This window comes from Streptomyces sp. NPDC093094 (genome assembly GCF_044754345.1).
Classification (GTDB): domain Bacteria; phylum Actinomycetota; class Actinomycetes; order Streptomycetales; family Streptomycetaceae; genus Streptomyces.
Genome location: NZ_JBIVOX010000002.1, coordinates 32,246 through 57,773 on the forward strand (window position 1 = coordinate 32,246; position 25,528 = coordinate 57,773).

A 25,528-nucleotide genomic window follows, 5' to 3' on the forward strand; every position below is an offset into this window, starting at 1 on the left:
TGTGTCTTCAGCCGGGTATCCCGGCGGCGAGCAGCTCCACGAACCCGACGTCCTCGCGGGCCACGCCGAACGCCTCGGCGCGCAGCATGGTCCGCTCGGCCCAGGCGCGGTGCGGCTTCACCTCGTTCATCTTGTTCGTGTACGCCGAGCGCAGCACACCCCCGCCGAGGCGTTCCGGCCGCAGGATGTCCTGGGCGTCGCTGTACTCCTCGTGGCTGACGACGGACAGCGCGTGCACGGGCAGTACGTGGGAGGGGTGGATGCAGGTCTTGCCGGTCAGGCCGTTGGCCTGGTCGAGGGTGATCTCGCGCAGCAGTCCGTCCATGGCGTGTTCGAGCAGCGCCTCGCGCAGTTCCTCGGCCTGTCCCTCCAGGAAGGGGCTGCGGCGCAGCTGGGGCTTGAACATACGTTCCTGCACGCGGAAGTACTCCCAGACCGGGCCGGTGACCGTGAAGCCGGTGCCGTCGGCGCGGGCCAGCATGTTCACCACGTCGGCGATCACGGAGGCCACGATCTGGACGTCGTAGGCGGTCATGTCGGGGGCCCGGCGCAGGCCGTAGGAGGAGCAGAAATCGGTCACGCCGAGACGCAGGGCCAGGACGCGGCCGCGGTACTTGTCGACGGCGCGGGAGATGCCCTCCAGGGTCTCCACGCGGGACTCGCGGTACAGCAGCTCGGGCGACTCCAGCACCGGCATCGCGAACAGGCGGTGCCCGGAGGCCGCCTCGGCGGCGGTGAGCGCCTCCAGGAAGGGGATGCCGCGCTCCTCGGTGAACTTCGGCATGACGAAGCCGGACAGCAGCCGGACCGCGGGCCCGAGGCGGGCGGCCAGGTCGGGGATCTGCTCGGGGGTGCGCACGCGGATGAACAGCAGCGGCGGGTCGTCGGCGTACGGGGTGCGGCGGGCCAGCTCGGTGAACTGGTGGACCAGGTTCTCCTCGCCGCCCGCGACGTCCGCGTCGTCGATGGAGTCCTCCAGGCACAGGACCATCGAGACGACACCGCGGGCCGACTGCTTGACGATGTCGTCGGCGAGCCGGGGCCGGGTGGCCGGGCTGTACAGCGTGGCGCCCAGGGCGGCGGACAGCAGCCGGGCCGGGGAGGCGGCGGTGAACTCGCACGGCTGCTGGTGGAAGAGGCGCTGCCGTACCTCAGGGGCGATGTGCCCGAAATGACGCATGAAGCTCCCCCGTGGTGTCGGAATGGCCTGTGAGGTGTTGATGGGTGGCCGGTAATAGTACGTAGGTCTCGATGTCGCGGGTTCCCGCAGGGCATGAATTTCAGGTAACGGGGGCCCGCACGGCACTACCCACCACCATCACACCCCCGCATTGTCGTGGCCAGGACCGAGAAGGCAGGATGACCGTATGACGCACGCGATGCTGAAGGGGTCGAACGTCCCGGTCGAAGCCACCACGGTGCGTGCCGTGCTGCGCTGGACGCCCGGGCAGGGTGTTCCGGACGTCGACGCCTCGGCGCTGCTCCTCGGCCTCGACGGGCGTGTGCGCTCCGACGAGGACTTCGTCTTCTACAACCAGCCCCGGCACCCCTCCGGGCAGGTGTGGCGGCTCGGCAAGAAGCGGGTCGCCGACGGCCTCACCGACACGATCCAGACGGACCTGACCGGTGTCGAGTCCGGGGTCGGCCGGATTCTGCTGGTCGCTTCGGCGGACGGGGTCACCTTCGACCGCGTACGTTCCCTGCGGATTTCGCTGTACGACGTGTCGGCGGGGGAGAGCGCGGACCCGATGGCGTACTTCGACATCACGCCGCAGACCGGGCAGGAGACCGCGCTGATCTGCGGGGAGCTGTACCGGCGCGGCGAGGGGTGGAAGTTCCGGGCGCTCGGGGAGGGCTACTCCGACGGGCTGAAGGGGCTGGCCACGGACTACGGCATCTCCGTGGACGAGTCGGAGGGCGAGGCCGCGACGACCGTGCCGGAGGCGTCCCAGCCGCTTCCCCCGGAGGCTCCCACGACCGGGGTGCCCCAGCAGCCGGGGTACGGGTATCCGCCGCCGGCCTACGGCTATCCGCAGACCGCGGGGGCGCCGCCTGCGTACGGGTATCCGCAGCCGGTGCCCGCGGCGCCCACGGGGGAGTTCCGGCTGCCTCCGCAGGGGCCTCAGTTCATCGGGCGGTAGCCTGCCGCGCTTCCCGGCCGGGGTGTCCCGCCTTCACGGCTCTCCCCCGTCCGCGGCCGGTCGCACCCGCGGCGGGGCCGCGCATCGGCACGGTCCCGCGCCCCCTGCCGTCCTCACCTCTCGGCCTTCGTCTTGTAGCCCCTGCCCCACTGCAGGCCCCAGCCGTAGAGGCGGTCCAGTTCCGCCTGGAAGCCGTAGACGAACTTGACCTCGCGGCGGACCATGATCTCGTCCTTGACGTTCTCGATGAGGACGACCGCGCAGGAGCGGGCCTGGGGGTGGCGTTCGTCGAGGCTGATCTCGATGCGGGGGCCGTTGCTGGGGTAGAGGGTGACGATCGCGTGGGTGCGGTCGAAGGCGGGGGTCTGGTCGTAGATGTAGGCGAAGACCAGCAGGCGCTTGATCTGGTCGCGGTGGTCGAGGTTGACGTAGATGGTCTCGCCGGACCCGGAGCCGAAGCGGTCGTCGCCGCTGAGCTTGACGTAGGGCGCGGCGTTGACGTCGCCGAGGTAGCCGCCGAGGGGCTGTACGACGCCCTTGGTGCCGTTCTGCAGCTCGTACAGGCAGCCGAGGTCGAGGTCGACGTTGACCATGCTCTGGCTGTGTCCGAGGACCTCGGGCGGCCTGAGCGCCTTGAAGGGGTGGCGCAGCAGGCTCTCCCGCTGGGGGCCGCCGATGTCGGAGGTGCGCATCCGCCAGGCCAGGTTGATGCGCAGATGCCCGGTCGCCGCGCCCTGTTTGGTCAGGGAGACCTGGCTGTGCCGTTTGGTGAGCTCGATCGCGTTGCTCGACGCGCTGCCCGAGTCGAACTGGGCCTCGCGCCCGCCCCGCAGTCCGTCCAGCCAACCCATGTCCGCCCCCTGTGGTCCCCGGTTGTCGAGGTCTCGGTGGAAAAGCCCGGCGGGGCGGCGTCGGAGGACTCGTCCTCGACACCGCCCCGCCGGAAGCGTTCCTCGCCCGTCAGGCTGTCACACCCCGGACGAGACCTCAGTCTTCTCGTCCGAGCCCGCCGCTTTTCCCTCCGCGGCCGCCAGTGCGCGGTTGCGGCGGACGGAGGACCAGAAGGACCAGCCGATCAGGACGACACCGATCAGGCCGGTGATGATCTCGCTGATCTGGTACTGGATCGTGACCAGGAGGATCACCGCGAGGGCGCCGATGGCGTAGTGGGCGCCGTGCTCCAGGTAGACGTAGTCGTCGAGGGTGCCCTGGCGGACCAGGTAGACCGTGAGCGACCGGACGTACATGGCGCCGATGCCGAGGCCGAGGGCCATCAGGACGATGTCGTTGGTGATGGCGAAGGCGCCGATGACACCGTCGAAGGAGAAGGACGCGTCCAGGACCTCCAGGTAGAGGAACATGAAGAACGCCGCCTTGCCGGCGAGGGCCACCGCGGAGCGCGGCTTCCCCGTGCGCTCGGCCTCTTCCTCGGCCTCGTGCTCGCGTTCCTCGTCCTCTTCGAGTTTGTCCTCGAAGTAGCCGGAGAGACCGCCGACGACCATGTAGGTGATGAGACCGGCGATGCCGGACAGCAGCACCGTCTCAGCCTTGTCGGCATGCCCGGCGTGCAGATGCGCCTGGGTCGCGAAGGTCATCGCGCTGACGAGCAGGACGATCAGCGCCACGCAGACCGACAGCATGTCGACCTTGCCGAGCTTGGACAGAGGGCGCTCCAGCCAGCTCAGCCACTTGATCTCCCGGTCCTCGAAGATGAAGTCCAGGAAGATCATCAACAGGAACATGCCACCGAACGCGGCGATCGCCGGGTGAGCGTCGGTGACGAGTTCCTCGTATCTGTCCTTGTCGGTCAGCGCGAGATCGACCGCCTCGATCGGCCCCAGCTGGGCGCTGACGGCGACGATGAGCACGGGGAAGACGAGGCGCATACCGAACACGGCGATGAGAACGCCGATCGTGAGGAAGATCTTCTGCCAGAAGGCATTCATCTTCTTCAGGATTCCGGCGTTGACCACCGCGTTGTCGAACGACAGCGAGATCTCCAGGACCGAGAGGATCGCCACGATGCCGAAGGCGGTCCACCCCCCGTAGAGGACCGCCGCGACCAGGCCGAGCGCGGTGACCGCGAACGACCAGCCGAAGGTTTTCAGAACCACTGGCTACCCAATCCGTACGTGTACGGGATTCCCCCGCGCCGCACTCGGCTTTACGAAACGTTGACTCCGAAGTCTAGAGCGATGCCCCGCAGACCCGACGCGTACCCCTGCCCTACCGCCCGGAACTTCCATTCGCCCTGGTAGCGGTACAGCTCACCGAAGATCATCGCGGTCTCGGTGGACGCGTCCTCGCTGAGGTCGTAACGGGCGAGTTCCTGGCCGTCGGCCTGGTTCACGACGCGGATGAAGGCATTGCTGACCTGTCCGAAGGTCTGGCCGCGTTCGTCGGCCATGTGGATCGAGACCGGAAAAACAATCTTGTCGCACTGGACCGGGACTTTGTGCAGGTCGATGATCAGTGACTCGTCGTCGCCGTCGCCCTCACCGGTGAGGTTGTCGCCGGTGTGCTGCACCGAGCCGTCCGGGCTCGTGAGCTGGTTGTAGAAGACGAACCACTCGTCTCCCATGACCCGCCCGCCGCTGCACACCAGGGCGCTGGCGTCCAGGTCGAAGTCGGCTCCGGTGGTGGAGCGAGCGTCCCAGCCGAGCCCGACCATCACCTGTGTGAGGTTCGGTGCGGCCTTGGACAGGGAGACGTTTCCTCCCTTGGCGAGCGTGACGCCCATGTTGCTGGTCCCTCCCCGAGGTGATGCTTATGTGGCTGTCCTGCGCGTCCGGCGCCGCACGTAAACCGTGCGACGCCGGACAGTGACCTTCTCGGACGACCCGGACGGTCAGACGTTCACACCGAAGTCCTGCGCGATGCCGCGCAGGCCCGAGGCGTAACCCTGGCCGATGGCACGGAACTTCCACTCCGCGCCGTGCCGGTAGAGCTCACCGAAGACCATCGCGGTCTCGGTGGACGCGTCCTCGCTGAGGTCGTAACGGGCGATCTCCGCCTCGCCGGCCTGGTTCACGACGCGGATGAACGCGTTGCGGACCTGGCCGAAGGACTGCTGGCGGTTCTCGGCGTCGTAGATCGACACCGGGAAGACGATCTTCTCGACGTCGGCCGGCACCGCCGCGAGATTGACCTTGATCTGCTCGTCGTCGCCCTCGCCCTCACCGGTGATGTTGTCACCGGTGTGCTCGACCGAGCCGTCGGGGCTCTTGAGGTTGTTGAAGAAGACGAAGTTCGCGTCGCTGGCGACCTTGCCGGTGTTGTTCAGCAGCAGCGCGCTGGCGTCCAGGTCGAAGTCCGTGCCGGTCGTGGTGCGCACGTCCCAGCCCAGACCGATGATGACCGCGGTCAGGCCCGGGGCCTCCTTGGTCAGCGATACGTTGCCGCCCTTGCTGAGGCTGACTCCCACGAGTCCTCCATTGGTGTCCAGGGGCGGGTGCCCCGTCGTGCGTTGGTAACGGATCAAACGAGTCGATCCTAGTGACGGGTTCCCCGACCCTGCAGACCCCGGGGTGAAGAATCAGAGGGTGTCGAGCGCCTTGACGTACTCGTTCAGGTCACGGGCGTCCGGCAGACCGTTGACGACGGTCCAGCGCACGACGCCCTCCTTGTCGATGACGAAGGTGCCGCGCACCGCGCAGCCCTTGTCCTCGTCGAAGACGCCGTAGGCCCGGCCGGCCTCGCCGTGCGGCCAGAAATCGCTCAGCAGCGGGTACTCGAGGCCCTCCTGCTCGGCGAAGACGCGCAGGGTGTGGATGGAGTCGCTGGAGACGGCGAGCACCTGGGTGTCGCGGTCGGCGAACCTCGGCAGGTTGTCGCGCACCTCGCACAGCTCGCCGGTGCACACGCCGGTGAAGGCGAAGGGGTAGAAGAGCAGGACCACGTTCTTGTCGCCGCGGAAGTCGGACAGCCTCACGGTGCGGCCGTGGTTGTCCTTGAGCTCGAAGTCCGGAGCCTTGTCGCCGACCTGGACGGTCATCTCGGGAAATTCCCTTCGGTGGGGCTGTTCGGGTGGGGACAACCCTACGAGGCGGCCGGCGCATGCCGAAGGACGGGCCGAGCGAGACTCGACCCGTCCTCGGTGTTCACGGCCTGGCCGGAGTCACTTCTTGGACTTGGCCGCCTTCGGCGTCACCAGCCTGCTGCCGCTCCAGTCCTTGCCCACGCTGACGCTCTTGGAGGCGGACAGCCCCGCCGTCGTCGCGGCTTCCGAGATGTCGCTCGGCTCCACGTAGCCCCCACGCCCCGTCTTCGGGGTGAGGAGCAGGATCGCGCCGCCTTCCTCGATGTACGTGGTGGCATCCACCAGCGCATCCGTCAGGTCGCCGTCATCGTCACGGAACCACAGCACCACGGCGTCGGCCACGTCGTCGTAGTCCTCGTCCACCAGGTCGTTGCCTGTGGCTTCCTCGATGGACTCGCGGAGCTCCTGGTCGACGTCGTCGTCGTAGCCGATCTCCTGGACCACCTGCTCGGGCTGGAAACCCAGCCTGCCGGCAGGGCTGGTCCGCTCCTCCGCGTGGTCCGCGGTCGCGCTCACGGGTTGCCTCCTGATCATGTCTTGGGAATAACTCAGCCACGCGCGTGCGCGAAGCATTGGCCGTAGTCCACACGGGCGGGGCGGATCGCGCAAGTACCCGGCCGCCGAGACCGCCGAAACGGTGACGATCCTGGCCGTGTCACCGCAACTCCAGGCATGCCCTCGCGGCCGAAGGTGACGCACACCACACCTATCTGCCCGCTTTGGGCGTTTGGGAATCATATCCGGGTACGAGATCCGAACGGGGTTCCAGTGACATACCGGGTCTCTCGGTTACCTATGGGTAGAGATGACGTACGCCTCCCCGAGGTACACGATGGGGAGCGGTGCAGGCAGACCGAACCGGCCCTCCGACAGGTAAGGAACAGCGTGGCTCCCGGATCCGATCGCAATCCGATCATCATTGGCGGCCTCCCGAGTCAGGTTCCTGACTTCGACCCCGAGGAAACCCGGGAGTGGCTCGACTCCCTGGACGCCGCCATCGACGAGCGCGGGCGGGAACGGGCCCGCTACCTCATGCTGCGGCTGATCGAGCGGGCCCGCGAGAAGCGCGTGGCCGTGCCCGAGATGCGCAGCACGGACTACGTCAACACCATCGCCACCAAGGACGAGCCGTTCTTCCCCGGCAACGAGGAGATCGAGCGCCGGATCCTCAACGCCACCCGGTGGAACGCGGCCGTCATGGTCTCCCGCGCCCAGCGCCCCGGCATCGGCGTCGGCGGCCACATCGCCACCTTCGCCTCCTCCGCGTCCCTCTACGACGTGGGCTTCAACCACTTCTTCCGCGGCAAGGACGAGGGCGACGGCGGCGACCAGGTCTTCTTCCAGGGCCACGCCTCCCCCGGCATCTACGCCCGCGCCTTCCTGCTCGACCGGCTGAGCGAGCAGAACCTGGACGCCTTCCGGCAGGAGAGGTCCAGGGCGCCGCACGGCCTGTCCTCGTACCCGCACCCGCGGCTGATGCCCGGCTTCTGGGAGTTCCCGACCGTGTCGATGGGCCTCGGCCCGATCGGCGCGATCTACCAGGCGCGGATGAACCGCTACATGGACGCGCGCGGGATCGCCGACACGTCGAAGTCGCACGTGTGGGCGTTCCTCGGCGACGGCGAGATGGACGAGCCGGAGTCGCTCGGCCAGCTGACCATCGCCGCCCGCGAGGGGCTGGACAACCTCACCTTCGTCGTCAACTGCAACCTCCAGCGGCTCGACGGCCCGGTCCGCGGCAACGGCAAGGTCATCCAGGAGCTGGAGTCGGTCTTCCGGGGCGCCGGCTGGAACGTGATCAAGCTGATCTGGGACCGCACCTGGGACCCGCTGCTCGCCCAGGACCGCGACGGCATCCTGGTCAACCGGATGAACACCACGCCGGACGGGCAGTTCCAGACCTACGCCACCGAGTCCGGCTCCTACATCCGCGACCACTTCTTCGGCGACGACCAGCGGCTGCGCGCCATGGTCGAGGGCATGACCGACGACCAGATCCTGCACCTGGGCCGCGGCGGTCACGACCACCGGAAGATCTTCGCGGCGTTCTCCGCGGCCAAGGCGCACAAGGGCCAGCCGACCGTGATCCTGGCCAAGACGATCAAGGGCTGGACGCTGGGCCCGAACTTCGAGGGCCGCAACGCCACGCACCAGATGAAGAAGCTGACGGTCGACGACCTCAAGGGCTTCCGCGACCGGCTGCACCTGCCGATCTCCGACAAGGACCTGGAGGGCGGGCTCCCGCCGTACTACCACCCGGGGCGCGACTCCGAGGAGATCCAGTACATGCACGACCGCCGCAAGGGGCTCGGCGGGTACGTGCCGACGCGCGTCGTGCGCTCCGAGCCGCTGGCGCTGCCGGACGACAAGGTGTACGCGACCGTGAAGAAGGGCTCGGGCCATCAGTCGATCGCGACGACCATGGCCTTCGTCCGGCTCCTCAAGGACCTCATGCGGGACAAGGAAATCGGCAAGCGGTTCGTGCTGATCGCGCCGGACGAGTACCGGACCTTCGGCATGGACTCGTTCTTCCCGAGCGCGAAGATCTACAACCCGCTCGGGCAGCAGTACGAGTCGGTCGACCGCGAACTGCTCCTCGCGTACAAGGAGTCGCCGACGGGTCAGATGCTGCACGACGGCATCTCGGAGGCGGGCTGCACGGCGTCGCTGATCGCGGCCGGCTCGGCGTACGCCACGCACGGCCAGCCGCTGATCCCGGTGTACGTCTTCTACTCGATGTTCGGCTTCCAGCGCACCGGCGACCAGTTCTGGCAGATGTCCGACCAGCTCGCGCGTGGTTTCGTCCTGGGCGCGACCGCGGGCCGCACGACCCTGACCGGTGAGGGCCTCCAGCACGCCGACGGGCACTCCCAGCTGCTCGCCTCGACCAACCCGGGCTGTGTGGCGTACGACCCGGCCTTCTCGTTCGAGATCGCGCACATCGTGCAGGACGGTCTGCGCCGGATGTACGGCGGCAGCGAGGAACACCCGCACGGCGAGGACGTCTTCTACTACCTCACCGTCTACAACGAGCCCATCCAGCACCCGGCCGAGCCGGAGAACGTGGACGTCGAGGGCATCCTCAAGGGCGTGTACCGCTTCAGCGAGGGCACCTCCGGATCGATCCCGGCGCAGATCATGGCCTCCGGCGTGGCCGTGCCGTGGGCGGTCGAGGCGCAGCGGATCCTCGCCGAGGAGTGGAGCGTACGGGCCGACGTCTGGTCCGCGACCTCCTGGAACGAGCTGCGGCGCGAGGCCGTGGAGTGCGAGGAGCACAACCTGCTGCACCCGGAGGAGGAGCAGCGCGTGCCGTACGTGACGCGCAAACTCACCGGGGCGCAGGGGCCGTTCGTGGCCGTCTCGGACTGGATGCGGTCGGTCCCCGACCAGATCGCGCGGTGGGTGCCGGGGACGTACCAGTCGCTGGGCGCCGACGGGTTCGGCTTCGCCGACACCCGGGGCGCGGCGCGGCGGTTCTTCCACATCGACGCGCCGTCGATCGTGGTGGCCGTGCTGACGGAGCTGGCGCGGGAGGGGAAGGTGGACCGGTCGGTGCTGAAGCAGGCGGTCGACCGGTATCAGCTGCTCGATGTCGCCGCGGCCGATCCCGGCGCGGCGGGCGGGGACGCGTAGGGGCCGCCGGACCGTCCTTCGTCCGGGGCCGCGGGAGCCGGCGGAGCCGCGCGCCGGCCCCGCCCCGCGCCCCCGGGCGGGGCGACGGCGCCGCTCTACGATGCCTGCATGAGTGAAGAATCCGCGCAGGCCCGGTGGGAGCGGCTCTCGCAGCGGCCGCTCCTGGCGCTCGCCGTACTGTTCGCGGTCGCGTACGCCGTGCCGATCGTGAAACCGTCCGCCGGTGCGGCGGTGACCCGTGCCTGTCTGGTGGCCGAGTGGGTCGTGTGGGGCGCGTTCGCCGCGGACTACGTCGTGCGGCTGTCGCTGACGCGGCAGCGGCTGGAGTTCGTGCGCCGGCACTGGCTGGACCTGTGCGCGGTGGTGCTGCCGCTGCTCCAGCCGCTGCGGCTGCTGCGGGTCGTCTCGACGCTGATGCTGGTGGGGCGGCGGGCGCGGATGGCGTCCCAGATCCGGCTGACGACGTACGTGGTCGGCTCGGTGGTCGGTCTGCTGATGTTCGGCTCGCTGGCCGTGCTGTCGGTCGAGCGGGAGGCACCGAACGGGAACATCAGGACGCTGGGCGACGCGGTGTGGTGGTCGTTCACCACGATGACGACGGTCGGGTACGGGGACCACGCGCCGACGACCGGGCTGGGGCGGATCCTCGCCGTAGGGCTGATGCTGTCGGGGATCGCCCTGCTCGGTGTCGTGACCGCGAACATCGCGGCGTGGTTCATAGCGCGGTTCGAGAAGGACGACGCGGAGGAGCGGCGGCAGACCGAGGCGATCGCCGCCCTCACCGAGGAGGTCCGCGCGCTGCGCGCCGAGATGGCCGCGCTCTCGGGCTCCGCCCCCGTCTCCGCGGAGCCTGCGGCGCCCGGTGCCGGACCCGGCCGAAGCCTGTCCGGGACGCCCTAGCCGGGAAACGGGCAGGGCGCCCCGGACAGGCTTCGGGGGGCGGACTCTAGAAGGCGCCCGCCAGCCACAGCACGGCCATGACCGTGTCGATGGCACCCAGGACCAGGGCGATCAGGGCGGGCACCTGACGGGGCGCCTTGCCGGCACGGTCCAGGGCGAGCCAGCCGCAGACGACGGCCGCCGGTCCCAGCACGATGCCGAGGACGAAGAAGCCGGCGACCGCGCAGATGGCTCCGACGACGGCGAGCGTCGCGCGGTCCGGCCCGCTCCGCTGCCACGTCCGGCCGCGTGAGCGGGGGTTCCCGTGCGTTCCGTGTCCGAAGCTCGTCATCGTCAACTCCCTGGACTCTCTGGTCGGTTGGGTTCCGATGACGTTCGGGTAACCGCTCGCACGGGGTTCATGCATCGCCCTCGCGGCGCGCCGCCCCCCTCCGGCAGCGCGCCGCGGGCGCCGGGTGTCCTCCGCACGGGACTCACCCGAGGAACATGCCGTGCGGAGGACTTGACCCACTGTGACCTGCGGCGTGTGCCGGAGGGGAGGGATCTTGAGCGTTGTCACCCTGATGAGGGAAACGCCGTCAGATGTGCGCGGCTCCCGCGCCGGCCCCGGCGTTGGCGCCCCGCTTGGTGAGCAGGGCGACGAGGACGGCCACCCCGGCGACCCCGGCCGCGACGAGCGAGGCCAGGCTCATGCCGGAGATGAAGGTGTCGTGGGCGACGTCCGTGATCTTGCCGACGAGCTGCTCGGGGGTGTTCGGAGCGATGGGCGGGACGCCGACCTGGACGGCCTCGGACGCCTGGTCGAGCTGGTCCGGCGTGAGCCGGGGCAGCCCCGCGTCGGTCCAGTTGCCGCCGAGGTCGCTGTCGACCTTGGAGGCCATCACGGCGCCCAGGACGGCGGTGCCGAGGCTGCCGCCGATCTGCATCGCGGCCTGCTGGAGGCCGCCGGCCACGCCGGAGAGCTCCATGGGGGCGTTGCCGACGATGACCTCGGTGGCGCCGACCATGACCGGCGCGAGGCCGAGGCCGAGGAGGGCGAACCAGAGCGACATCAGACCGCTGCCGGTGTCCCTCTCCAGGGTGGACATGCCGTACATGGCGAGGGCGGTGACGGCCATGCCGCCCGCGAGCGGGACGCGCGGGCCCAGCTTGGTGATCAGGGCGCCCGCGAGCGGGGAACCGACGATCATCATGCCGGTGAGGGGCAGCAGGTGCAGGCCGGCGTCGATGGGGCTCATGCCGTGGACGTTCTGGAGGTAGAACGTCACGAAGAACAGGCCGCCCATGAACGCGATGGCCATCAGGACCATGAGCACGACGCCCGCGGACAGCGCGACCGAGCGGAACAGCGTCAGCGGGATCAGCGGTTCGCTCACCCGCGTCTCCCAGAACGCGAACAGCGCGAAGCACAGCAGGGACGCGCCGACGAACGCCCAGGTCTGCCCGGCGCCCCAGCCCCACTCGGGGGCCTTGATCAGCGCCCAGACCAGGCAGAACATCGCGGCCGACAGCAGGGCGATGCCCAGCAGGTCGAAGGAGCGCGGGGCGTTCTCGGCCCGGTGGTCGAGCAGGATCATGACGCCGAGGACCAGGGCGAGGACGCCGACGGGCACGTTGATGAAGAACACCGACTGCCAGCTGACGTTCTCGACGAGCACGCCGCCGAGGATCGGGCCGCCCGCGGTGGAGGCACCGATGACCATGCCCCAGATGCCGATGGCCATGTTGAGCTTCTCGGCCGGGAAGGTCGCCCGCAGCAGGCCGAGCGCGGCCGGCATCAGCAGCGCGCCGAAGAGGCCCTGGAGGACCCGGAAGGCGACGACGGCCGCGATCGAGGAGGAGAGGCCGATCGCGCCCGAGGCGGCGGCGAAACCGACGACGCCGATGAGGAAGGTCTGCCGGTGGCCGAAGCGGTCACCGAGCTTGCCCGCGGTGATCAGGGAGACCGCGAGGGCGAGGAAGTAGCCGTTGGTGATCCACTGGACGTCGGCGAAGCTCGCGTCGAGGTCCTTCTGGATGGCCGGGTTGGCGATGGCGACGATGGTGCCGTCGAGGGCCACCATCATGACGCCGACGGCGACGGTGAGAAGGGTGAACCACGGGTGCCCGCGCAGCCCCTGGGCAGATGCCGGGTCCGACGGGGTGAGTGACGCCCCGTCCCCCGGCCCCGTCTTGTCGAGGGTGGTCTGACTAGTCATACCCGGAGGCTAGTGACAGCCGCTGACATTTGACAAAAGATTTCAGTAGTCGGTAACTGACAGCCATGGAGACACTGCGCGAGCGCAAGAAACAGCGCACCCGGGACGCACTGGTGCGAGCGGCGTTCGAGCTGTTCACCACCCAGGGTTACGAGCACACCACCGTCGACGAGATCGCCGAGGCCGTCGAGGTCTCCCAGCGCACCTTCTTCCGCTACTTCGCCGGCAAGGAGGACGCCGCCCTCGCGGTCCAGCAGCTCACCGAGGAGCACTTCTACGAGGCGGTCCGCGCCCGCCCGCCGCACGAACCGCCGCTGGAGGCGCTGCGCCGGGCCGTCCTGGAGGGCTGGGACACCATCAGCGACGTCATCGAGTCCGTCGTGCCGCTGGACCTGTATCTGCGGATGTACCGGGTGGTGGAGTCGACGCCCGTGCTGCTCGCCGCGCATCTGCGGCGCTCCGCCGACACCGAGGAGCGGTTCGCGCGGCTGATCGCCGTACGGGAGGGGCTCGACGTGGACGCCGACCCGCGGCCGCGGCTCGCGGTGGCCGTGTTCGGCGCGGTGATGCGGATCACCGAGCGCCGGTGGAGCGCCTGGGAGGACGTCGACGTGGAGGCGATCAGAGAGCTGACCGCGGCGTACCTCGATCAGGTGGGACCGGCGCTCGCGGAGAACTGGCGTACGGACTGACACCCGCGCGGGACCCGTCAAACGTGATCCCTGTCACTCGGTTCACGCGAGACCGTCCCGTTCTCCTAGTGTGTCCTCCCAGTGACTTCCTTCGACACCTCCCCGCAGCTGAACGTCTGGCGCATGCTGCTCGCGCTGGCCGTGGTGTTCGTGATGCTGGCGACCACCGGCTGGACCGCGCTGCGCGGCCAGCGCGCGACGACCGAACTGCAGGCGTCCCTCTCGGCGTGGAGGCACGGCAGCGTCGCCGGACGGCCGCTGCCCGACCCGGACTCCCCGCCCGTCCGGCTGGCCCGGTTCTTCACCACGCTCACCGAGCAGCAGCAGGGCGCGCTCGCGCGGCGCTACCCCCTCGCCGTGGGCAACATGAACGGCGCCCCGGTCGAGCTGCGCTACGCCGCCAACCGCGTCGCCATGGGACAGGCCCGCAGGGCCGAGCTGGGCCGGATGCACGACAGCCGCCTCTCGCCCGAGGGACAGCAGCACGCGGGCCGCCGGATGCACCGCCTGGAGTCCCTGCTGAAACCCGGGCGGCACATCCTCGCCTTCGACCCGGGCGGCTCCGGCCGGGTCGCCGAGGTGTTCGGCGACCTCGACGAGGCCGAGCGGATCTCCGTCGTCGTCCCCGGCGTCGACACCGACCTGCTCACCTTCCAGCGCACCGACCGCACCCACTCCGCCCCGGTCGGCATGGCCGGCGCGCTCTACGACGCCGAGCGCGAGGTGAGCCCCTCGACGCGTACGGCCGTCATCGCCTGGGCCGACTACACCGCGCCCAGCGGCCTCGGCATGGACGCGGCGACCGCGCTGCGCGCCGAGGGGGGCGCGGTCCGGCTGAACGCGCTGGTGCGGGCCCTGCCGGGTGCGGCACCGGTGTCGCTGTTCTGCCACAGCTACGGCTCCGTCGTGTGCGGGGTGGCCGCGCGCTCGCTGCCCTCCCGGGTGGCCGACATCGCGGTGGCCGGCAGCCCCGGCATGCGCGCGGAGAACGCCTCCGGGCTCGGCACCTCGGCCCGGGTGTGGGCGATGCGCGACGCCGACGACTGGATCGAGGACGTGCCGCATCTGGAGCTCGGCGCCTTCGGTCACGGCGCCGACCCGGTGTCCGCCGACTTCGGCGCGCGGGTGGTGTCGGCGCGCGACGCCGAGGGTCACGCGGGCTATTTCGTGCCCGGCACGGACAGCCTCAGGAACTTCGCCGAGATCGGCACCGGCGCGTACCGCTCGGTGGTCTGCGCCGACGATGCGGAGGCGTGCACGGAGGATTTGTCCGGCACGCCGACGGCCGAACGCGCGTAGAGGCGCAGAAACTGCGGTGCACACGGGGAGGGGACGGAGGAGCTCATGCCGCATACGATGAGCCGCATGGGTGATGTACTGGCCGGATTTCATGCCGCCTGGGAGTTCGAGTCCGACTCCGTGCTCATCCGTTACGAACGGGGGATTCGAACACCCAAGCTGTTCCAGGCGCTCAAGGAGCGCCGGGTGCCGCTGGCGGCGTTGCGGGGCGTCACACTGACGCCGGGGCGACGGGGGACCGTGGTGCTGCGGGCCGAGCTGCGGCCGGGAGCCGATCCGCTGCTGGAGGCCGCGGCCGGGCAGCTGAAGGAGAGCAGCGATCCCTACCGGCTGGTGCTGCCGGCCGAGCGGGAGGTGCTGGCGGAGTACTACGCCGACGAGCTGCGGGCCGGGCTGGACGGGGAGCGGACCGAGGACGCGGAGCGCTTCATGGTGGCCGCGCCCGAGGTGCCCCTCCAGTTCAAGGCGTACGACGCGAAGGCGTCCTTCGACGGGTCGACCGTGCACTTCCGGTGGTTCTGGACCGGGGCGTCCTCGGCCAAGTGGAAGGCCGGCGACCAGAGTTTCGCCGTCGACGAGCTCAGCGGCCTCCAGTGGCGCTCCCCCGAGGGTTTCGAGGGGCATCTGCGGCTGCTCACCCGGGACGGCGAGCAGCCGGCGCAGGTCGACCAGGACCCCGCGACGGTGGTGTTCGGGCTGGGCTACGGGCCCGTGCACGAGTCGCTGCCGTTCGCCGCGGCCGTGCTGGCGGCCGTGCGGGGCAAGGGTCCCGGCGCCGCGGTGCCGGCCGCCGCGCGCAGGAACCCGGCCGACATCGCCGAGCGTATCCGCCATCTCGGGGAGCTGCACAGCGCCGGGCTGGTGACCGACGAGGAGTTCTCCGTGAAGAAGGCGGAACTGCTCGCGGAGCTCTAGGGCCTGTCTGACCCTTCGCGTCGTTGCCCGAAGGGCGGCCGCGCGCCGTCAGGTGCGTGCTCTCGGCGTGCCGGCCCCAGGCCCTCGTACCGGACGTACCCGGGTCCGGGGCCGGTGCGGCGAGAGTGCGTGCACGGCGTCGCGCGGCAGACGGGAACGGTCGGACAGGCCCTAGTGCGTCCGGGACACGCCCTGGGAGTCCTCCGGACGCACGGTGCCGCCGTAGACGCCGATCTTGCGGTCCAGGACGGCGAGGGTGTCGTGCAGTTCGGCGATCCTGGCCAGCACGTCCCGGCGGGTGGACTCCAGCAGCTCGCGCCGCTCCCCGTAGGTGGACTCGCCCTCGCGCACCAGCTCGGCGTAGCGGACCATGTCGGCGACCGGCATGCCGGTCAGCCTCAGTTTGCCGACGAGGTCGAGCCAGTCCAGGTCGCGGTTGGTGTAGCGGCGCTGGCCGGTGTGCGAGCGGTCGATGTGGGACATCAGGCCGATCCGCTCGTACCAGCGCAGGGTGTGCGCGGTGAGACCGGTGAAGGCGGCGACCTCGCTGATGGTGTAGCGGTCCTCGCCGTCGGGGCGGGGGTGCCGGGGCGGTGGAGCGGTACAGATGTCCTCGGGGGCTTCGTGGGCTCCTCCGGTGGTCACGGCCGTGGTCTGCAGAACCGTCATGACCTCCACGCTATGGCCTTCGAGTGTGCTCGAAGCAAGCGGAACCCGGGAGAAGACGAAGGGACTTGACGTGATCGTCACGGATGGTGCGCCGGCCGTGACTCCCGTACGACGTGCCGTGCCCGAGGACGCCGCCGAGGACACGCCGGCCGGCAGGCAGGAGGGTTCGCCGGGCTTCCGGGCGCGAGCCGGACCCCATGACGGAGCCGCTGCTGTGCGCCGCATAGGCTCGGGGACATGTCGCTCACGAGCCTCGCGCTGATCGAGAACTGGCCGGTCCCCACCGCCGCGGCGGGTGTCGTACGAGCCGACGGCACGGTCCTGGGCACCCATGGTCCCGCCGGGCGGCGCTTCGCGCTCGCGTCGGTCACCAAGCCGCTGGCCGCGTACGCCGTCCTCGTCGCCTACGAGGAGGGCGCCCTCGAACTGGACGAGCCGGCCGGGCCCGCCGGGTCGACGGTCCGGCATCTGCTGGCGCACACCTCCGGGCTGGCCTTCGACGAGCACCGGGTGACGGCCCCTCCCGGGGAGCGGCGGCTGTACTCCAACGCCGGTTTCGAGCAGCTCGGCGACCATGTCGCCAAGGCCACCGACATCCCCTTCGCCGAGTATCTGCGCCAGGCGGTGCTGGAGCCGCTCGGGATGACGGAGACCTCCCTGGAGGGCTCCCCCGCCAAGGACGGCGTCTCCACGGTCGAGGACCTGCTGCGGTTCGCCGCCGAGGTGCAGGCGCCGCGGCTGCTGGACCCGCGCACGGTGGCCGACGCGATGACCGTCCAGTACCCGGGCACCAAGGGCGTCCTGCCCGGCTACGGACACCAGAACCCCAACGACTGGGGCCTCGGCTTCGAGATCCGCGACGGCAAGGCCCCGCACTGGACCGGTGCCTCCTCCTCGCCCCGCACCTTCGGTCACTTCGGCCAGTCCGGCACCTTCCTGTGGATCGACCCGGCGGCGGGGGCGGCCTGCGTGGCCCTGACGGACCGCGCCTTCGGGCCCTGGGCGGCCGAGGTGTGGCCGGCGCTCAGCGACGCCGTGCTGGCGGAACTGCCCCGCTAGCGGGCTGCTCCGGCTCGGTCGCCAGGGCCTCGTCCTCCCCCTCCGTGTCGATGTGCGGCAGGATGCGGTCCAGCCAGCGGGGGCACCACCAGGCATGGCTGCCGAGCAGCGTCATCACGGCGGGCACCATCAGCAGCCGCACGACGGTGGCGTCGATGAGCACACTGACGGCGAGACCGAGCCCGAGCATCTTGACGACGATGTTGTCGCTGACGATGAAGGCCGCGAAGACGCTCACCATGATCAGCGCGGCGCAGGTGATCACCCGTGCGGTGATCTCCAGCGCGTGCGCGACGGAGCCCTTCGCGTCGCCGGTGCGCAGCCATGCCTCGTGCACCCGGGACAGCAGGAAGATCTCGTAGTCCATGCTCAGGCCGAAGATGATGGCGAACATCATCATCGGCACATAGCTCTCGATGGGCACCTTGCCGTGGACGCCCAGCGCGGGTCCGCCCCATCCCCACTGGAAGACGGCGACGACCACGCCGTAGGAGGCGGTGATCGACAGCACGTTGAGGATCGCCGCCTTCAGCGCCACGAGCAGTCCGCGGAAGACCGCGAGCACGATGATGAAGGCCAGGCCCACCACGACGGCGATGATCACCACCAGCCGTTCGGCGACGATGTCGCGGAAGTCGACCTGCGCCGCCGTGGTGCCGGTGACATAACCCTTGGCGTCGGTGCCGGAGACCGCGTCGGGCAGGGTGGTGTCGACCAGCCGGTTGACGAGGTCGGTGGTGTCCGGGTTCTGCGGGGAGACGGTGGAGTAGACGGTGCCCACCAGGACGTCGCCGTCCTGCGTCGGGTTCAGCGGGCTGACGAACGCGGCCCCCGACACGCCGTTCAGGGTCTTCTGGGCGTTGGAGGACAGGTCCGAGCGCTGGGAGTCCGGGACGGAGGTCTGGTCGATGACGATGGTCAGCGGCCCGTTGGAGCCCGGCCCGAACGCGTCGCTCATCAGGTCGTAGGCCCGCCGGTCGGTGAAGGACGTCGGATCGGCGCCGTCGCCGATGTGGCCGAGCTGGATGGTGAAGACCGGGATGGCGAGGATCGCGATGACGGCGAGACCCGCGGACAAGAACCCCAGCGGACGGTGCTCCACGCGCTGGGCGTAGCGGTGCCAGGTGCCCTTGACCTCGCCGCTCTCGTCCTCGTCGGCCTCGGCGACGGGCTTGCGCACGTGGTAGCGGTCGATCCGGCGGCCGATCAGCCCCAGCAGCGCGGGGACCAGCGTCAGCGCGCCGAGGACGGCCGAGACCACCGTGACGGCCGCGGCGAGCCCGAGTTTGCCGATGAAGCTGACCCCGGACGCGTACAGGCCCATCAGGGCGACGATCACCGTGGTGCCGGAGACCAGGACCGCGCGTCCGCTGGTGGCGGCGGCGTGTCCGGCGGCGCGCACCGGGTCGGCGCCGTCCATGAGGTTCTGCCGGTGCCGGGTGATCAGGAAGAGCGCGTAGTCGATGCCGACGCCGAGGCCGATCATCGTGGCGAGGGTCGGCGAGACGGTGGCGAAGGTGAACGCGGCCGCCAGCAGCCCGAGACAGGCCAGACCGCCGACGACGCCGATCAGCGCGGTGACCAGGGGCAGGCCGGCGGCGATCACGCTGCCGAAGCCGATCAGCAGGACCACGATGGCCACCGCGAAGCCGATCAGTTCGCTGACCCGGTCGTCGGCGGCGGGCCGGGCCAGCTCGCCGAGGGTTCCGCCGTACTCGACGTCGGCCCCGGCGCCCCGCAGGGGCTGGACGGAGTCGTCGACGCCGTCCAGGTAGCTGTCGCCGAGGAGGGAGGGCTGTTCGTCGAAGCGGATGGTGATGTAGGCGGTCTTCCCGTCGGAGGAGACCGGCCCGACCTTGGAGGAGGTGACGTCCAACGGGTTCTGCACGGACAGCACATGGGGAAGTTTCTGCAGGTCGGCGACCGTGGTCGACATCTGCGAGCTGAGCGAGCTCAGGGCCTGGTCGTCGTGCAGGACGATCTGGGCGCTGTATCCCCCGGCCTGCGGGTCGTGCTGCTGGAGGATGTCGAGCCCCTCCTGGGACTGGACGTCCGAGAGCGCGAAGTCGTCGGAGTAGGTGCCGCCGTACAGGTGATTCAGTGCCTGGAGCGCCCCCAGCGCCACCAGCCAGGCGATGATCACGATCACGAAGTGGTGCGCACACCACTCGCCGAGCCTGCGCAGTCCCCCTTTTGAGGCACCGGTCTTTCCCCCCGCGGTGCCGCGGGTGGCCATCATCGGGTCTCTCTCCCTGCCGGAGACGAAGATCCGGCATCTCCATTACACGCCCGCCCGTATGCGTCGGCACGTCGGGCACGGGCAGGAGTTCGGCGCCTAGGGCGCCATCTCCCACAGCAGCAGTTCCGCCCGCGTCACCGCGACCGCGGCCACCGCGTCGGCGTCCGTGATCCGCGCCGCGTCCCCCGCCGCCAGCGTCACGTCGTCCAGCCGCACCTCGCCCCGCACGACGTGGACGTACACGTACGCGGCGTCCGGGACGGCCGTGCGCTCCCCCGCCGCCAGCCGCCGCACATGCAGCATCGCGGCCGCCCGCGGGACGGCGTACGGGGTGGAGTCGGCGATCCCCCGGACGGTCTCGTACGCCGGTTCGCCGCCCGGGTCCCCGGGCGCAAGCCACATCTGGAGGAAGGTCAGCGGGGTGTCGCCGTCGTTGCGCTCGACATGGCGCACCCCGGCCGCCGAGCTCAGCCGCTGCACGTCACCGGGGCGCACCCGGGTCTCGCGGCCGGTGGAGTCGCGGTGGGTCAGCTCGCCCTCGACGACCCAGGTGACGAGTTCGGTGTGGCTGTGGGGATGCTCGTCGAAGCCGGCGCCGGGGGCGAGCCGCTCCTCGTTGCAGGCGATCAGCGCGCCGAAGCGGAGGTTGCCGGGGTCGTAGTGCGGGCCGAAGGAGAAGGCGTGCCAGGTCTCGATCCCGGCTTCGGGCTCCCCGCCGCGGTAGCGCTCTGCCGCGCGCCGTACGTCCATCACAGCCCCACCGTAGACCCCGACAGCGCATGCTCCCGTCCGGATAAGGCAGTCTTGTCCCCGTGCCCGAACCCGTATCCCGCAACCCCGAAGCCGCCGAGCTCTCCGCCCACCCGCATGCGGCGACGCTGAAGCGGCTGGAGAAGTCCTCCGGCTCCCTCGCCGCCCAGGCCATCGCGCGGATGGACGAGACGCTGTCGTGGTACCGGGCGATGCCCCCGGAGAACCGTTCCTGGATCGGGCTCGTCGCCCAGGCCGGTATCGCCGCGTTCACCGAGTGGTTCCGGCGTCCGGACGCGCCCCAGGCGATCTCCACCGACGTCTTCGGCACCGCGCCGCGCGAGCTGACCCGGGCGATCACGCTGCGGCAGACCGTGGAGATGGTGCGCACCACCATCGAGGTCATGGAGAGCGCGATCGACGAGGTCGCCGCCCCCGGTGACGAGCGTCTGCTGCGTGAGGCCCTGCTGGTCTACGCCCGTGAGATCGCCTTCGCCACCGCCCAGGTGTACGCGCAGGCCGCCGAGGCACGGGGTGCCTGGGACGCGCGTCTGGAGTCGCTGGTGGTCAACGCCGTGCTCAGCGGCGAGGCCGACGAGGGCGCCGTCTCGCGGGCCGCGGCGCTCGGCTGGAACTCGCCGGAGCATGTGTGCGTGGTGCTGGGCACGGCGCCCGACGGCGACTCGGAGCTGACGGTGGAGGCCATCCGGCGCGCGGCCCGGCACGCCAAGCTCCAGGTGCTCACCGGTGTGCTCGGGGACCGGCTGGTGGTCATCGCGGGCGGCAGCGACAACCCGCTGGGGGTGGCCAAGTCGCTGATCGGCCCGTACGCGGCCGGACCGGTCGTCGCCGGGCCGGTGGTGCCCGACCTGCTGGCCGCCACCCGGTCGGCGCAGGCCGCGGCGGCCGGGCTCAAGGCATGTTCCGCCTGGCAGGACGCTCCCCGCCCGGTGCTGGCGGACGATCTGCTGCCGGAGCGCGCGATCGCCGGAGACCCGAGCGCCCGCGAGCAGCTGGTGGAGGAGATCTACAGACCGCTGGAGGAGGCCGGATCGGCCCTTCTGGAGACCCTCAGCGTCTACCTGGAACAGGCGAGCAGCCTGGAGGGCGCGGCACGCATGCTGTTCGTGCATCCCAACACCGTGCGCTACCGGCTCCGACGTGTGACCGACGTCACCGGCTGGTCCCCGTCGGACGTCCGCTCGGCGTTCACGCTGCGGATCGCGCTGATCCTGGGGCGTCTGGCCGACGGCGATCTTCCTCTCTAGCTTTTTGTCGGGGGCCCACAAAACCCCCTCGTGTTCTTCGTCCTTGTCCCCACGGGCGGCCGTGCCCGTCCGCAAGAGAGAGTGTGAGAGTGTTCGTACTCGTCGCTCCCGGCCAGGGCGCCCAGACGCCCGGCTTCCTGACCCCCTGGCTCGAACTTCCCGGCGCCGCCGACCGGCTGGCCGCCTGGTCCGATGCCATCGGGCTGGACCTCGCCCACTACGGCACCCAGGCGGACGCCGACGCGATCCGCGACACGGCGGTGGCCCAGCCGCTGCTCGTCGCCGCCGGGATACTGTCCGCCACGGCACTGGGTGCCGTCTCCCCGGCCGCCGTCGCCGGCCACAGCGTCGGTGAGATCACCGCGGCCGCCTTCGCGGGCGTCCTGGACGACACCGCCGCGCTGACCCTGGTCCGCACACGTGGCCTGGCCATGGCCGAGGCCGCCGCGGTCACCGAGACCGGCATGTCGGCGCTGCTCGGCGGCGACCCCGAGGTCTCCGTCGCGCACCTGGAGAAGCTGGGTCTGACCCCGGCGAACGTCAACGGGGCCGGCCAGATCGTCGCCGCGGGCACGATGGAGCAGCTCGCCGCGCTGGCGGAGGACAAGCCCGAGGGCGTCCGCAAGGTCGTCCCGCTGAAGGTCGCCGGCGCGTTCCACACGCACCACATGGCGCCCGCGGTCGACGCGCTCGCCAAGGCCGCCGAGGAGCTCGCCCCGGCCGACCCGACGGTCACCTACGTCTCCAACAAGGACGGCCGCACGGTCGCCACCGGCGCCGAGGTGCTGTCCCGGCTGGTCGGCCAGGTCGCCAACCCGGTCCGCTGGGACCTGTGCATGGAGACCTTCAAGGAACTCGGGGTGACGGCTCTGATCGAGGTGTGCCCCGGCGGTACCCTGACCGGTCTGGCCAAGCGGGCGCTGCCCGGCGTCAAGACGCTGGCCCTGAAGACCCCCGACGACCTCGACGCGGCCCGCGAGCTCATCTCCGAGCACGCCTGACGTTCCCCGAAGGAGCCGACCGAACATGTCGAAGATCAAGCCCGCCAAGGGTGCCCCGTACGCGCGCATCCTGGGCGTGGGCGGCTACCGGCCGACCCGGGTCGTGCCCAACGAGGTGATCCTCGAGACGATCGACTCCTCCGACGAGTGGATCCGTTCGCGTTCCGGCATCCAGACCCGGCACTGGGCGAACGACCAGGAGACCGTCACCGCGATGTCCGTGGAGGCGTCCGGCAAGGCCCTCGCCGACGCCGGGATCGGCGCCGAGCGGATCGGCGCGGTCGTCGTCTCCACCGTCTCCCACTTCAAGCAGACCCCGGCCGTCGCCACCGAGATCGCCGACAAGCTGGGCACGAACAAGGCCGCCGCCTTCGACATCTCGGCCGGCTGCGCGGGCTTCGGCTACGGCCTGACCCTCGCCAAGGGCATGATCGTCGAGGGTTCGGCGGAGTACGTCCTGGTCATCGGCGTGGAGCGGCTCAGCGACCTGACCGACCTGGAGGACCGCGCGACGGCCTTCCTGTTCGGTGACGGCGCGGGCGCGGTCGTCGTCGGCCCCTCGGACGTGCCCGCGATCGGCCCCACGGTCTGGGGCAGCGAGGGCGACAAGTCCGAGACCATCAAGCAGACCGTGGCGTGGACGGACTACCGCGACGGCACCGTCGAGAAGTTCCCCGCGATCACGCAGGAAGGCCAGGCGGTGTTCCGCTGGGCCGTGTTCGAGATGGCGAAGGTCGCCAAGGAGGCGCTCGACGTCGCCGGCGTCTCGCCCGAAGAACTGGACGTCTTCATCCCGCACCAGGCGAACGAGCGGATCATCGACTCGATGGTGAAGACCCTCAAACTGCCGGAGAGCGTCACGGTCGCCCGTGACGTGCGCACCACCGGCAACACCTCGGCCGCCTCGATCCCGCTCGCGATGGAGCGGCTCCTGGCGACCGGGGAGGCGAAGAGCGGCGACACCGCGCTCGTCATCGGTTTCGGGGCGGGTCTCGTCTACGCCGCCACGGTCGTTACCCTCCCCTAGGCAGACCGCCGCTTCAGGCAGACCGCCACACCATCCGCAACATCTACGAAGGAGCGCCGACATGGCCGCCACTCAGGAAGAGATCGTCGCCGGTCTCGCCGAGATCGTGAACGAGATCGCCGGCATCCCGGTCGAGGACGTCCAGCTGGACAAGTCCTTCACCGACGACCTGGACGTCGACTCGCTGTCCATGGTCGAGGTCGTCGTCGCCGCCGAAGAGCGCTTCGACGTCAAGATCCCGGACGACGACGTCAAGAACCTGAAGACCGTCGGTGACGCCACCGACTACATCCTCAAGCACCAGGGCTGATCCGCCGATCAACTCTCTGGGCTGACTGCCCCGCCACCCGGCGGTGGCGCCGCTGATCCCCATACTTGGAGAAAGAATTCCCGTGAGCCCGACCAATCGCACCGTGGTCGTCACCGGTATCGGCGCAACCACACCGCTGGGTGGCGACGCAGCCTCTACCTGGGAAGGTCTTCTCGCCGGCAGGTCCGGCGTGAAGCCGCTGGAGCAGGAGTGGGCGGCCGACCAGGCCGTCCGTATCGCCGCCCCGGTCGCCGTGGAGCCGACCGAGATCATCCCGCGGCCGCAGGCCCGCCGCCTCGACCGCTCCGCGCAGTTCGCGCTGGTCGCGGCCCAGGAGGCGTGGAAGGACGCCGGCTTCACCGGCAAGGCCGGCGAGGACGGCAGCATCGACCCGGACCGGCTGGGCGCGGTCATCGCCTCCGGCATCGGCGGTGTGACGACGCTGCTCGACCAGTACGACGTGCTCAAGGAGAAGGGCGTCCGCCGCGTCTCCCCGCACACCGTCCCCATGCTCATGCCGAACGGCCCGTCGGCGAACGTCGGTCTGGCCGTGGGCGCCCGCGCGGGTGTGCACACGCCGGTCTCCGCGTGTGCGTCCGGCGCCGAGGCGATCGGCTACGCCATCGAGATGATCCGCACCGGCCGCGCCGACGTCGTCGTCGCGGGTGGCACGGAGGCGGCGATCCACCCGCTGCCCATCGCCGCGTTCGGCAACATGATGGCGATGTCCAAGAACAACGACGACCCGCAGGGCGCCTCGCGTCCCTACGACGTCGCCCGCGACGGCTTCGTCCTCGGCGAGGGCGCCGGCGTGATCGTCCTGGAGTCCGCGGAGCACGCCGCCAAGCGCGGTGCCCGCGTGTACGCCGAGGCCGTCGGCCAGGGCGTCTCGGCCGACAGCCACGACATCGTGCAGCCGGAGCCGGAAGGCCGCGGCATCTCGCACGCGCTGCAGCACCTGCTGGACAGCACCGACCTGGACCCGGCGGAGATCGTGCACGTGAACGCGCACGCCACGTCGACGCCGGCCGGCGACATCGCCGAGCTGAAGGCGCTGCGGAAGGTGTTCGGCGACGACGCGGACCACATGGCGGTCTCCGCGACGAAGTCGATGACCGGTCATCTCCTCGGTGGCGCGGGCGGCGTGGAGTCGGTGGCGGCCATCCTCGCGCTGTACCACCGGGTGGCTCCGCCGACCATCAACGTCGAGAACCTCGACCCGGAGGCGGAGGCCAACGCCGACGTCGTCCGCGGTGAGGCGCGCAAGCTGCCCGCGGAGGGCCGGATCGCCGCGCTGAACGACTCGTTCGGCTTCGGCGGCCACAACGTGGTGCTGGCGTTCCGTACGGTCTGAGCCACGCCGATCGCACGACCGCGGCCCGGACCCC

General features: G+C 70.4%; 24 protein-coding genes. 12 read left to right on the forward strand and 12 right to left on the reverse strand.

The window, feature by feature from the left end:
- Positions 1–7: 7 nt before the first annotated feature.
- Positions 8–1,180: an HpcH/HpaI aldolase/citrate lyase family protein gene (locus tag ACIQGV_RS03025; RefSeq protein WP_402489619.1), complete on the reverse strand. Its 1,173-nt coding sequence runs from the start codon at positions 1,178–1,180 to the stop codon at positions 8–10.
- A 187-nt stretch (positions 1,181–1,367) separates the two neighbouring features.
- On the opposite strand from ACIQGV_RS03025, the gene ACIQGV_RS03030 reads away from it, so the two are divergent.
- Entirely contained in the window at positions 1,368–2,141 is a 774-nt protein-coding gene (locus ACIQGV_RS03030) for a TerD family protein (protein ID WP_402489620.1), read from the forward strand.
- A 113-nt stretch (positions 2,142–2,254) separates the two neighbouring features.
- Here the strand turns inward: ACIQGV_RS03030 and ACIQGV_RS03035 are convergent, their stop codons facing one another.
- The 6 genes from ACIQGV_RS03035 to ACIQGV_RS03060 form a co-directional block, all read right to left on the reverse strand.
- Positions 2,255–2,992, reverse strand: a complete 738-nt coding sequence (locus ACIQGV_RS03035; protein WP_402489622.1) for a Tellurium resistance — start codon at positions 2,990–2,992, stop codon at positions 2,255–2,257.
- A 117-nt stretch (positions 2,993–3,109) separates the two neighbouring features.
- Positions 3,110–4,255, reverse strand: a complete 1,146-nt coding sequence (locus ACIQGV_RS03040) for a DUF475 domain-containing protein (RefSeq protein WP_402489624.1) — start codon at positions 4,253–4,255, stop codon at positions 3,110–3,112.
- Between the two features lie 50 nt (positions 4,256–4,305).
- Positions 4,306–4,881 (reverse strand): TerD family protein, encoded by a 576-nt coding sequence (locus tag ACIQGV_RS03045; RefSeq protein WP_402489626.1) that lies wholly within the window; start codon positions 4,879–4,881, stop codon positions 4,306–4,308.
- A gap of 108 nt (positions 4,882–4,989) precedes the next feature.
- Positions 4,990–5,565: a calcium homeostasis/redox stress adaptation protein gene (locus ACIQGV_RS03050; protein WP_402489629.1), complete on the reverse strand. Its 576-nt coding sequence runs from the start codon at positions 5,563–5,565 to the stop codon at positions 4,990–4,992.
- A 111-nt stretch (positions 5,566–5,676) separates the two neighbouring features.
- Positions 5,677–6,135 carry a peroxiredoxin gene (locus ACIQGV_RS03055; protein ID WP_402489632.1) on the reverse strand — a complete coding sequence of 153 codons (459 nt, stop codon included), beginning with the start codon at positions 6,133–6,135 and terminating at the stop codon, positions 5,677–5,679.
- Positions 6,136–6,258: 123 nt separating this feature from the next.
- Positions 6,259–6,696 (reverse strand): DUF3052 domain-containing protein, encoded by a 438-nt coding sequence (locus ACIQGV_RS03060; RefSeq protein ID WP_402489635.1) that lies wholly within the window; start codon positions 6,694–6,696, stop codon positions 6,259–6,261.
- Positions 6,697–7,065: 369 nt separating this feature from the next.
- Here ACIQGV_RS03060 and aceE point away from each other — a divergent pair, with 369 nt between their 5' ends.
- The gene (gene aceE, locus ACIQGV_RS03065; protein WP_402489638.1) at positions 7,066–9,813 is read left to right on the forward strand and encodes a pyruvate dehydrogenase (acetyl-transferring), homodimeric type; all 2,748 of its coding nucleotides are present in this window, start codon (positions 7,066–7,068) and stop codon (positions 9,811–9,813) included.
- A 108-nt stretch (positions 9,814–9,921) separates the two neighbouring features.
- Positions 9,922–10,713: a potassium channel family protein gene (locus tag ACIQGV_RS03070; RefSeq protein WP_402489641.1), complete on the forward strand. Its 792-nt coding sequence runs from the start codon at positions 9,922–9,924 to the stop codon at positions 10,711–10,713.
- Positions 10,714–10,759: 46 nt separating this feature from the next.
- Here the strand turns inward: ACIQGV_RS03070 and ACIQGV_RS03075 are convergent, their stop codons facing one another.
- Positions 10,760–11,044, reverse strand: coding sequence for a small hydrophobic protein (locus tag ACIQGV_RS03075; protein ID WP_402489644.1), 285 nt, complete (start codon positions 11,042–11,044; stop codon positions 10,760–10,762).
- A 247-nt stretch (positions 11,045–11,291) separates the two neighbouring features.
- Entirely contained in the window at positions 11,292–12,911 is a 1,620-nt protein-coding gene (locus ACIQGV_RS03080) for an MFS transporter (RefSeq protein ID WP_402489647.1), read from the reverse strand.
- A gap of 65 nt (positions 12,912–12,976) precedes the next feature.
- Here ACIQGV_RS03080 and ACIQGV_RS03085 point away from each other — a divergent pair, with 65 nt between their 5' ends.
- From ACIQGV_RS03085 to ACIQGV_RS03095, 3 genes are all read left to right on the forward strand, one after another.
- Complete coding sequence (locus tag ACIQGV_RS03085) at positions 12,977–13,603, forward strand: TetR family transcriptional regulator (protein WP_402489650.1); 627 nt, start codon at positions 12,977–12,979, stop codon at positions 13,601–13,603.
- An 81-nt stretch (positions 13,604–13,684) separates the two neighbouring features.
- On the forward strand, positions 13,685–14,902 hold the full coding sequence (locus ACIQGV_RS03090) for an alpha/beta hydrolase (RefSeq protein ID WP_402489653.1): 1,218 nt from the start codon (positions 13,685–13,687) through the stop codon (positions 14,900–14,902).
- A 57-nt stretch (positions 14,903–14,959) separates the two neighbouring features.
- Positions 14,960–15,817, forward strand: coding sequence for a DUF4429 domain-containing protein (locus ACIQGV_RS03095; RefSeq protein WP_402491009.1), 858 nt, complete (start codon positions 14,960–14,962; stop codon positions 15,815–15,817).
- Positions 15,818–15,988: 171 nt separating this feature from the next.
- Here ACIQGV_RS03095 and ACIQGV_RS03100 read toward each other — a convergent pair whose 3' ends face one another.
- Positions 15,989–16,486, reverse strand: a complete 498-nt coding sequence (locus ACIQGV_RS03100) for a MerR family transcriptional regulator (RefSeq protein ID WP_402489656.1) — start codon at positions 16,484–16,486, stop codon at positions 15,989–15,991.
- Between the two features lie 237 nt (positions 16,487–16,723).
- Between ACIQGV_RS03100 and ACIQGV_RS03105 the strand changes: the two genes are divergently transcribed.
- Positions 16,724–17,545: a serine hydrolase domain-containing protein gene (locus ACIQGV_RS03105; RefSeq protein ID WP_402489657.1), complete on the forward strand. Its 822-nt coding sequence runs from the start codon at positions 16,724–16,726 to the stop codon at positions 17,543–17,545.
- Here the strand turns inward: ACIQGV_RS03105 and ACIQGV_RS03110 are convergent.
- Both ACIQGV_RS03110 and ACIQGV_RS03115 read right to left on the reverse strand, forming a co-directional pair.
- Positions 17,511–19,784: an MMPL family transporter gene (locus tag ACIQGV_RS03110; RefSeq protein WP_402489659.1), complete on the reverse strand. Its 2,274-nt coding sequence runs from the start codon at positions 19,782–19,784 to the stop codon at positions 17,511–17,513. The genes ACIQGV_RS03105 and ACIQGV_RS03110 overlap by 35 nt on opposite strands.
- 96 nt (positions 19,785–19,880) lie before the next feature.
- The gene (locus tag ACIQGV_RS03115) at positions 19,881–20,534 is read right to left on the reverse strand and encodes a pirin family protein (protein ID WP_402491011.1); all 654 of its coding nucleotides are present in this window, start codon (positions 20,532–20,534) and stop codon (positions 19,881–19,883) included.
- 62 nt (positions 20,535–20,596) lie between these two features.
- Here ACIQGV_RS03115 and ACIQGV_RS03120 point away from each other — a divergent pair, with 62 nt between their 5' ends.
- The 5 genes from ACIQGV_RS03120 (at position 20,597) to ACIQGV_RS03140 (ending at position 25,494) form a co-directional block, all read left to right on the forward strand.
- A complete protein-coding gene (locus ACIQGV_RS03120) occupies positions 20,597–21,802 on the forward strand; it encodes a PucR family transcriptional regulator (RefSeq protein WP_402489661.1) in 1,206 nt (401 codons plus the stop codon).
- An 89-nt stretch (positions 21,803–21,891) separates the two neighbouring features.
- Positions 21,892–22,803, forward strand: coding sequence for an ACP S-malonyltransferase (locus ACIQGV_RS03125; RefSeq protein WP_402489664.1), 912 nt, complete (start codon positions 21,892–21,894; stop codon positions 22,801–22,803).
- A 25-nt stretch (positions 22,804–22,828) separates the two neighbouring features.
- The gene (locus tag ACIQGV_RS03130) at positions 22,829–23,830 is read left to right on the forward strand and encodes a ketoacyl-ACP synthase III (RefSeq protein ID WP_402489667.1); all 1,002 of its coding nucleotides are present in this window, start codon (positions 22,829–22,831) and stop codon (positions 23,828–23,830) included.
- 61 nt (positions 23,831–23,891) lie between these two features.
- On the forward strand, positions 23,892–24,140 hold the full coding sequence (locus ACIQGV_RS03135; RefSeq protein ID WP_103543242.1) for an acyl carrier protein: 249 nt from the start codon (positions 23,892–23,894) through the stop codon (positions 24,138–24,140).
- A gap of 82 nt (positions 24,141–24,222) precedes the next feature.
- Complete coding sequence (locus ACIQGV_RS03140; protein WP_402489670.1) at positions 24,223–25,494, forward strand: beta-ketoacyl-[acyl-carrier-protein] synthase family protein; 1,272 nt, start codon at positions 24,223–24,225, stop codon at positions 25,492–25,494.
- Positions 25,495–25,528 lie beyond the last annotated feature (34 nt).

Bases quoted from the DNA above. Each gene is read 5' to 3' on its own strand.
- ACIQGV_RS03025 (WP_402489619.1), bottom strand. From the start codon at position 1,180: ATGCGTCATTTCGGGCACATCGCCCCTGAGGTACGGCAGCGCCTCTTC.
- ACIQGV_RS03030 (WP_402489620.1), top strand. From the start codon at position 1,368: ATGACGCACGCGATGCTGAAGGGGTCGAACGTCCCGGTCGAAGCCACC.
- ACIQGV_RS03035 (WP_402489622.1), bottom strand. From the start codon at position 2,992: ATGGGTTGGCTGGACGGACTGCGGGGCGGGCGCGAGGCCCAGTTCGAC.
- ACIQGV_RS03045 (WP_402489626.1), bottom strand. From the start codon at position 4,881: ATGGGCGTCACGCTCGCCAAGGGAGGAAACGTCTCCCTGTCCAAGGCC.
- ACIQGV_RS03055 (WP_402489632.1), bottom strand. From the start codon at position 6,135: ATGACCGTCCAGGTCGGCGACAAGGCTCCGGACTTCGAGCTCAAGGAC.
- ACIQGV_RS03070 (WP_402489641.1), top strand. From the start codon at position 9,922: ATGAGTGAAGAATCCGCGCAGGCCCGGTGGGAGCGGCTCTCGCAGCGG.
- ACIQGV_RS03075 (WP_402489644.1), bottom strand. From the start codon at position 11,044: ATGACGAGCTTCGGACACGGAACGCACGGGAACCCCCGCTCACGCGGC.
- ACIQGV_RS03080 (WP_402489647.1), bottom strand. From the start codon at position 12,911: ATGACTAGTCAGACCACCCTCGACAAGACGGGGCCGGGGGACGGGGCG.
- ACIQGV_RS03085 (WP_402489650.1), top strand. From the start codon at position 12,977: ATGGAGACACTGCGCGAGCGCAAGAAACAGCGCACCCGGGACGCACTG.
- ACIQGV_RS03095 (WP_402491009.1), top strand. From the start codon at position 14,960: ATGAGCCGCATGGGTGATGTACTGGCCGGATTTCATGCCGCCTGGGAG.
- ACIQGV_RS03100 (WP_402489656.1), bottom strand. From the start codon at position 16,486: ATGACGGTTCTGCAGACCACGGCCGTGACCACCGGAGGAGCCCACGAA.
- ACIQGV_RS03105 (WP_402489657.1), top strand. From the start codon at position 16,724: ATGTCGCTCACGAGCCTCGCGCTGATCGAGAACTGGCCGGTCCCCACC.
- ACIQGV_RS03110 (WP_402489659.1), bottom strand. From the start codon at position 19,784: ATGATGGCCACCCGCGGCACCGCGGGGGGAAAGACCGGTGCCTCAAAA.
- ACIQGV_RS03115 (WP_402491011.1), bottom strand. From the start codon at position 20,534: ATGGACGTACGGCGCGCGGCAGAGCGCTACCGCGGCGGGGAGCCCGAA.
- ACIQGV_RS03130 (WP_402489667.1), top strand. From the start codon at position 22,829: ATGTCGAAGATCAAGCCCGCCAAGGGTGCCCCGTACGCGCGCATCCTG.
- ACIQGV_RS03135 (WP_103543242.1), top strand. From the start codon at position 23,892: ATGGCCGCCACTCAGGAAGAGATCGTCGCCGGTCTCGCCGAGATCGTG.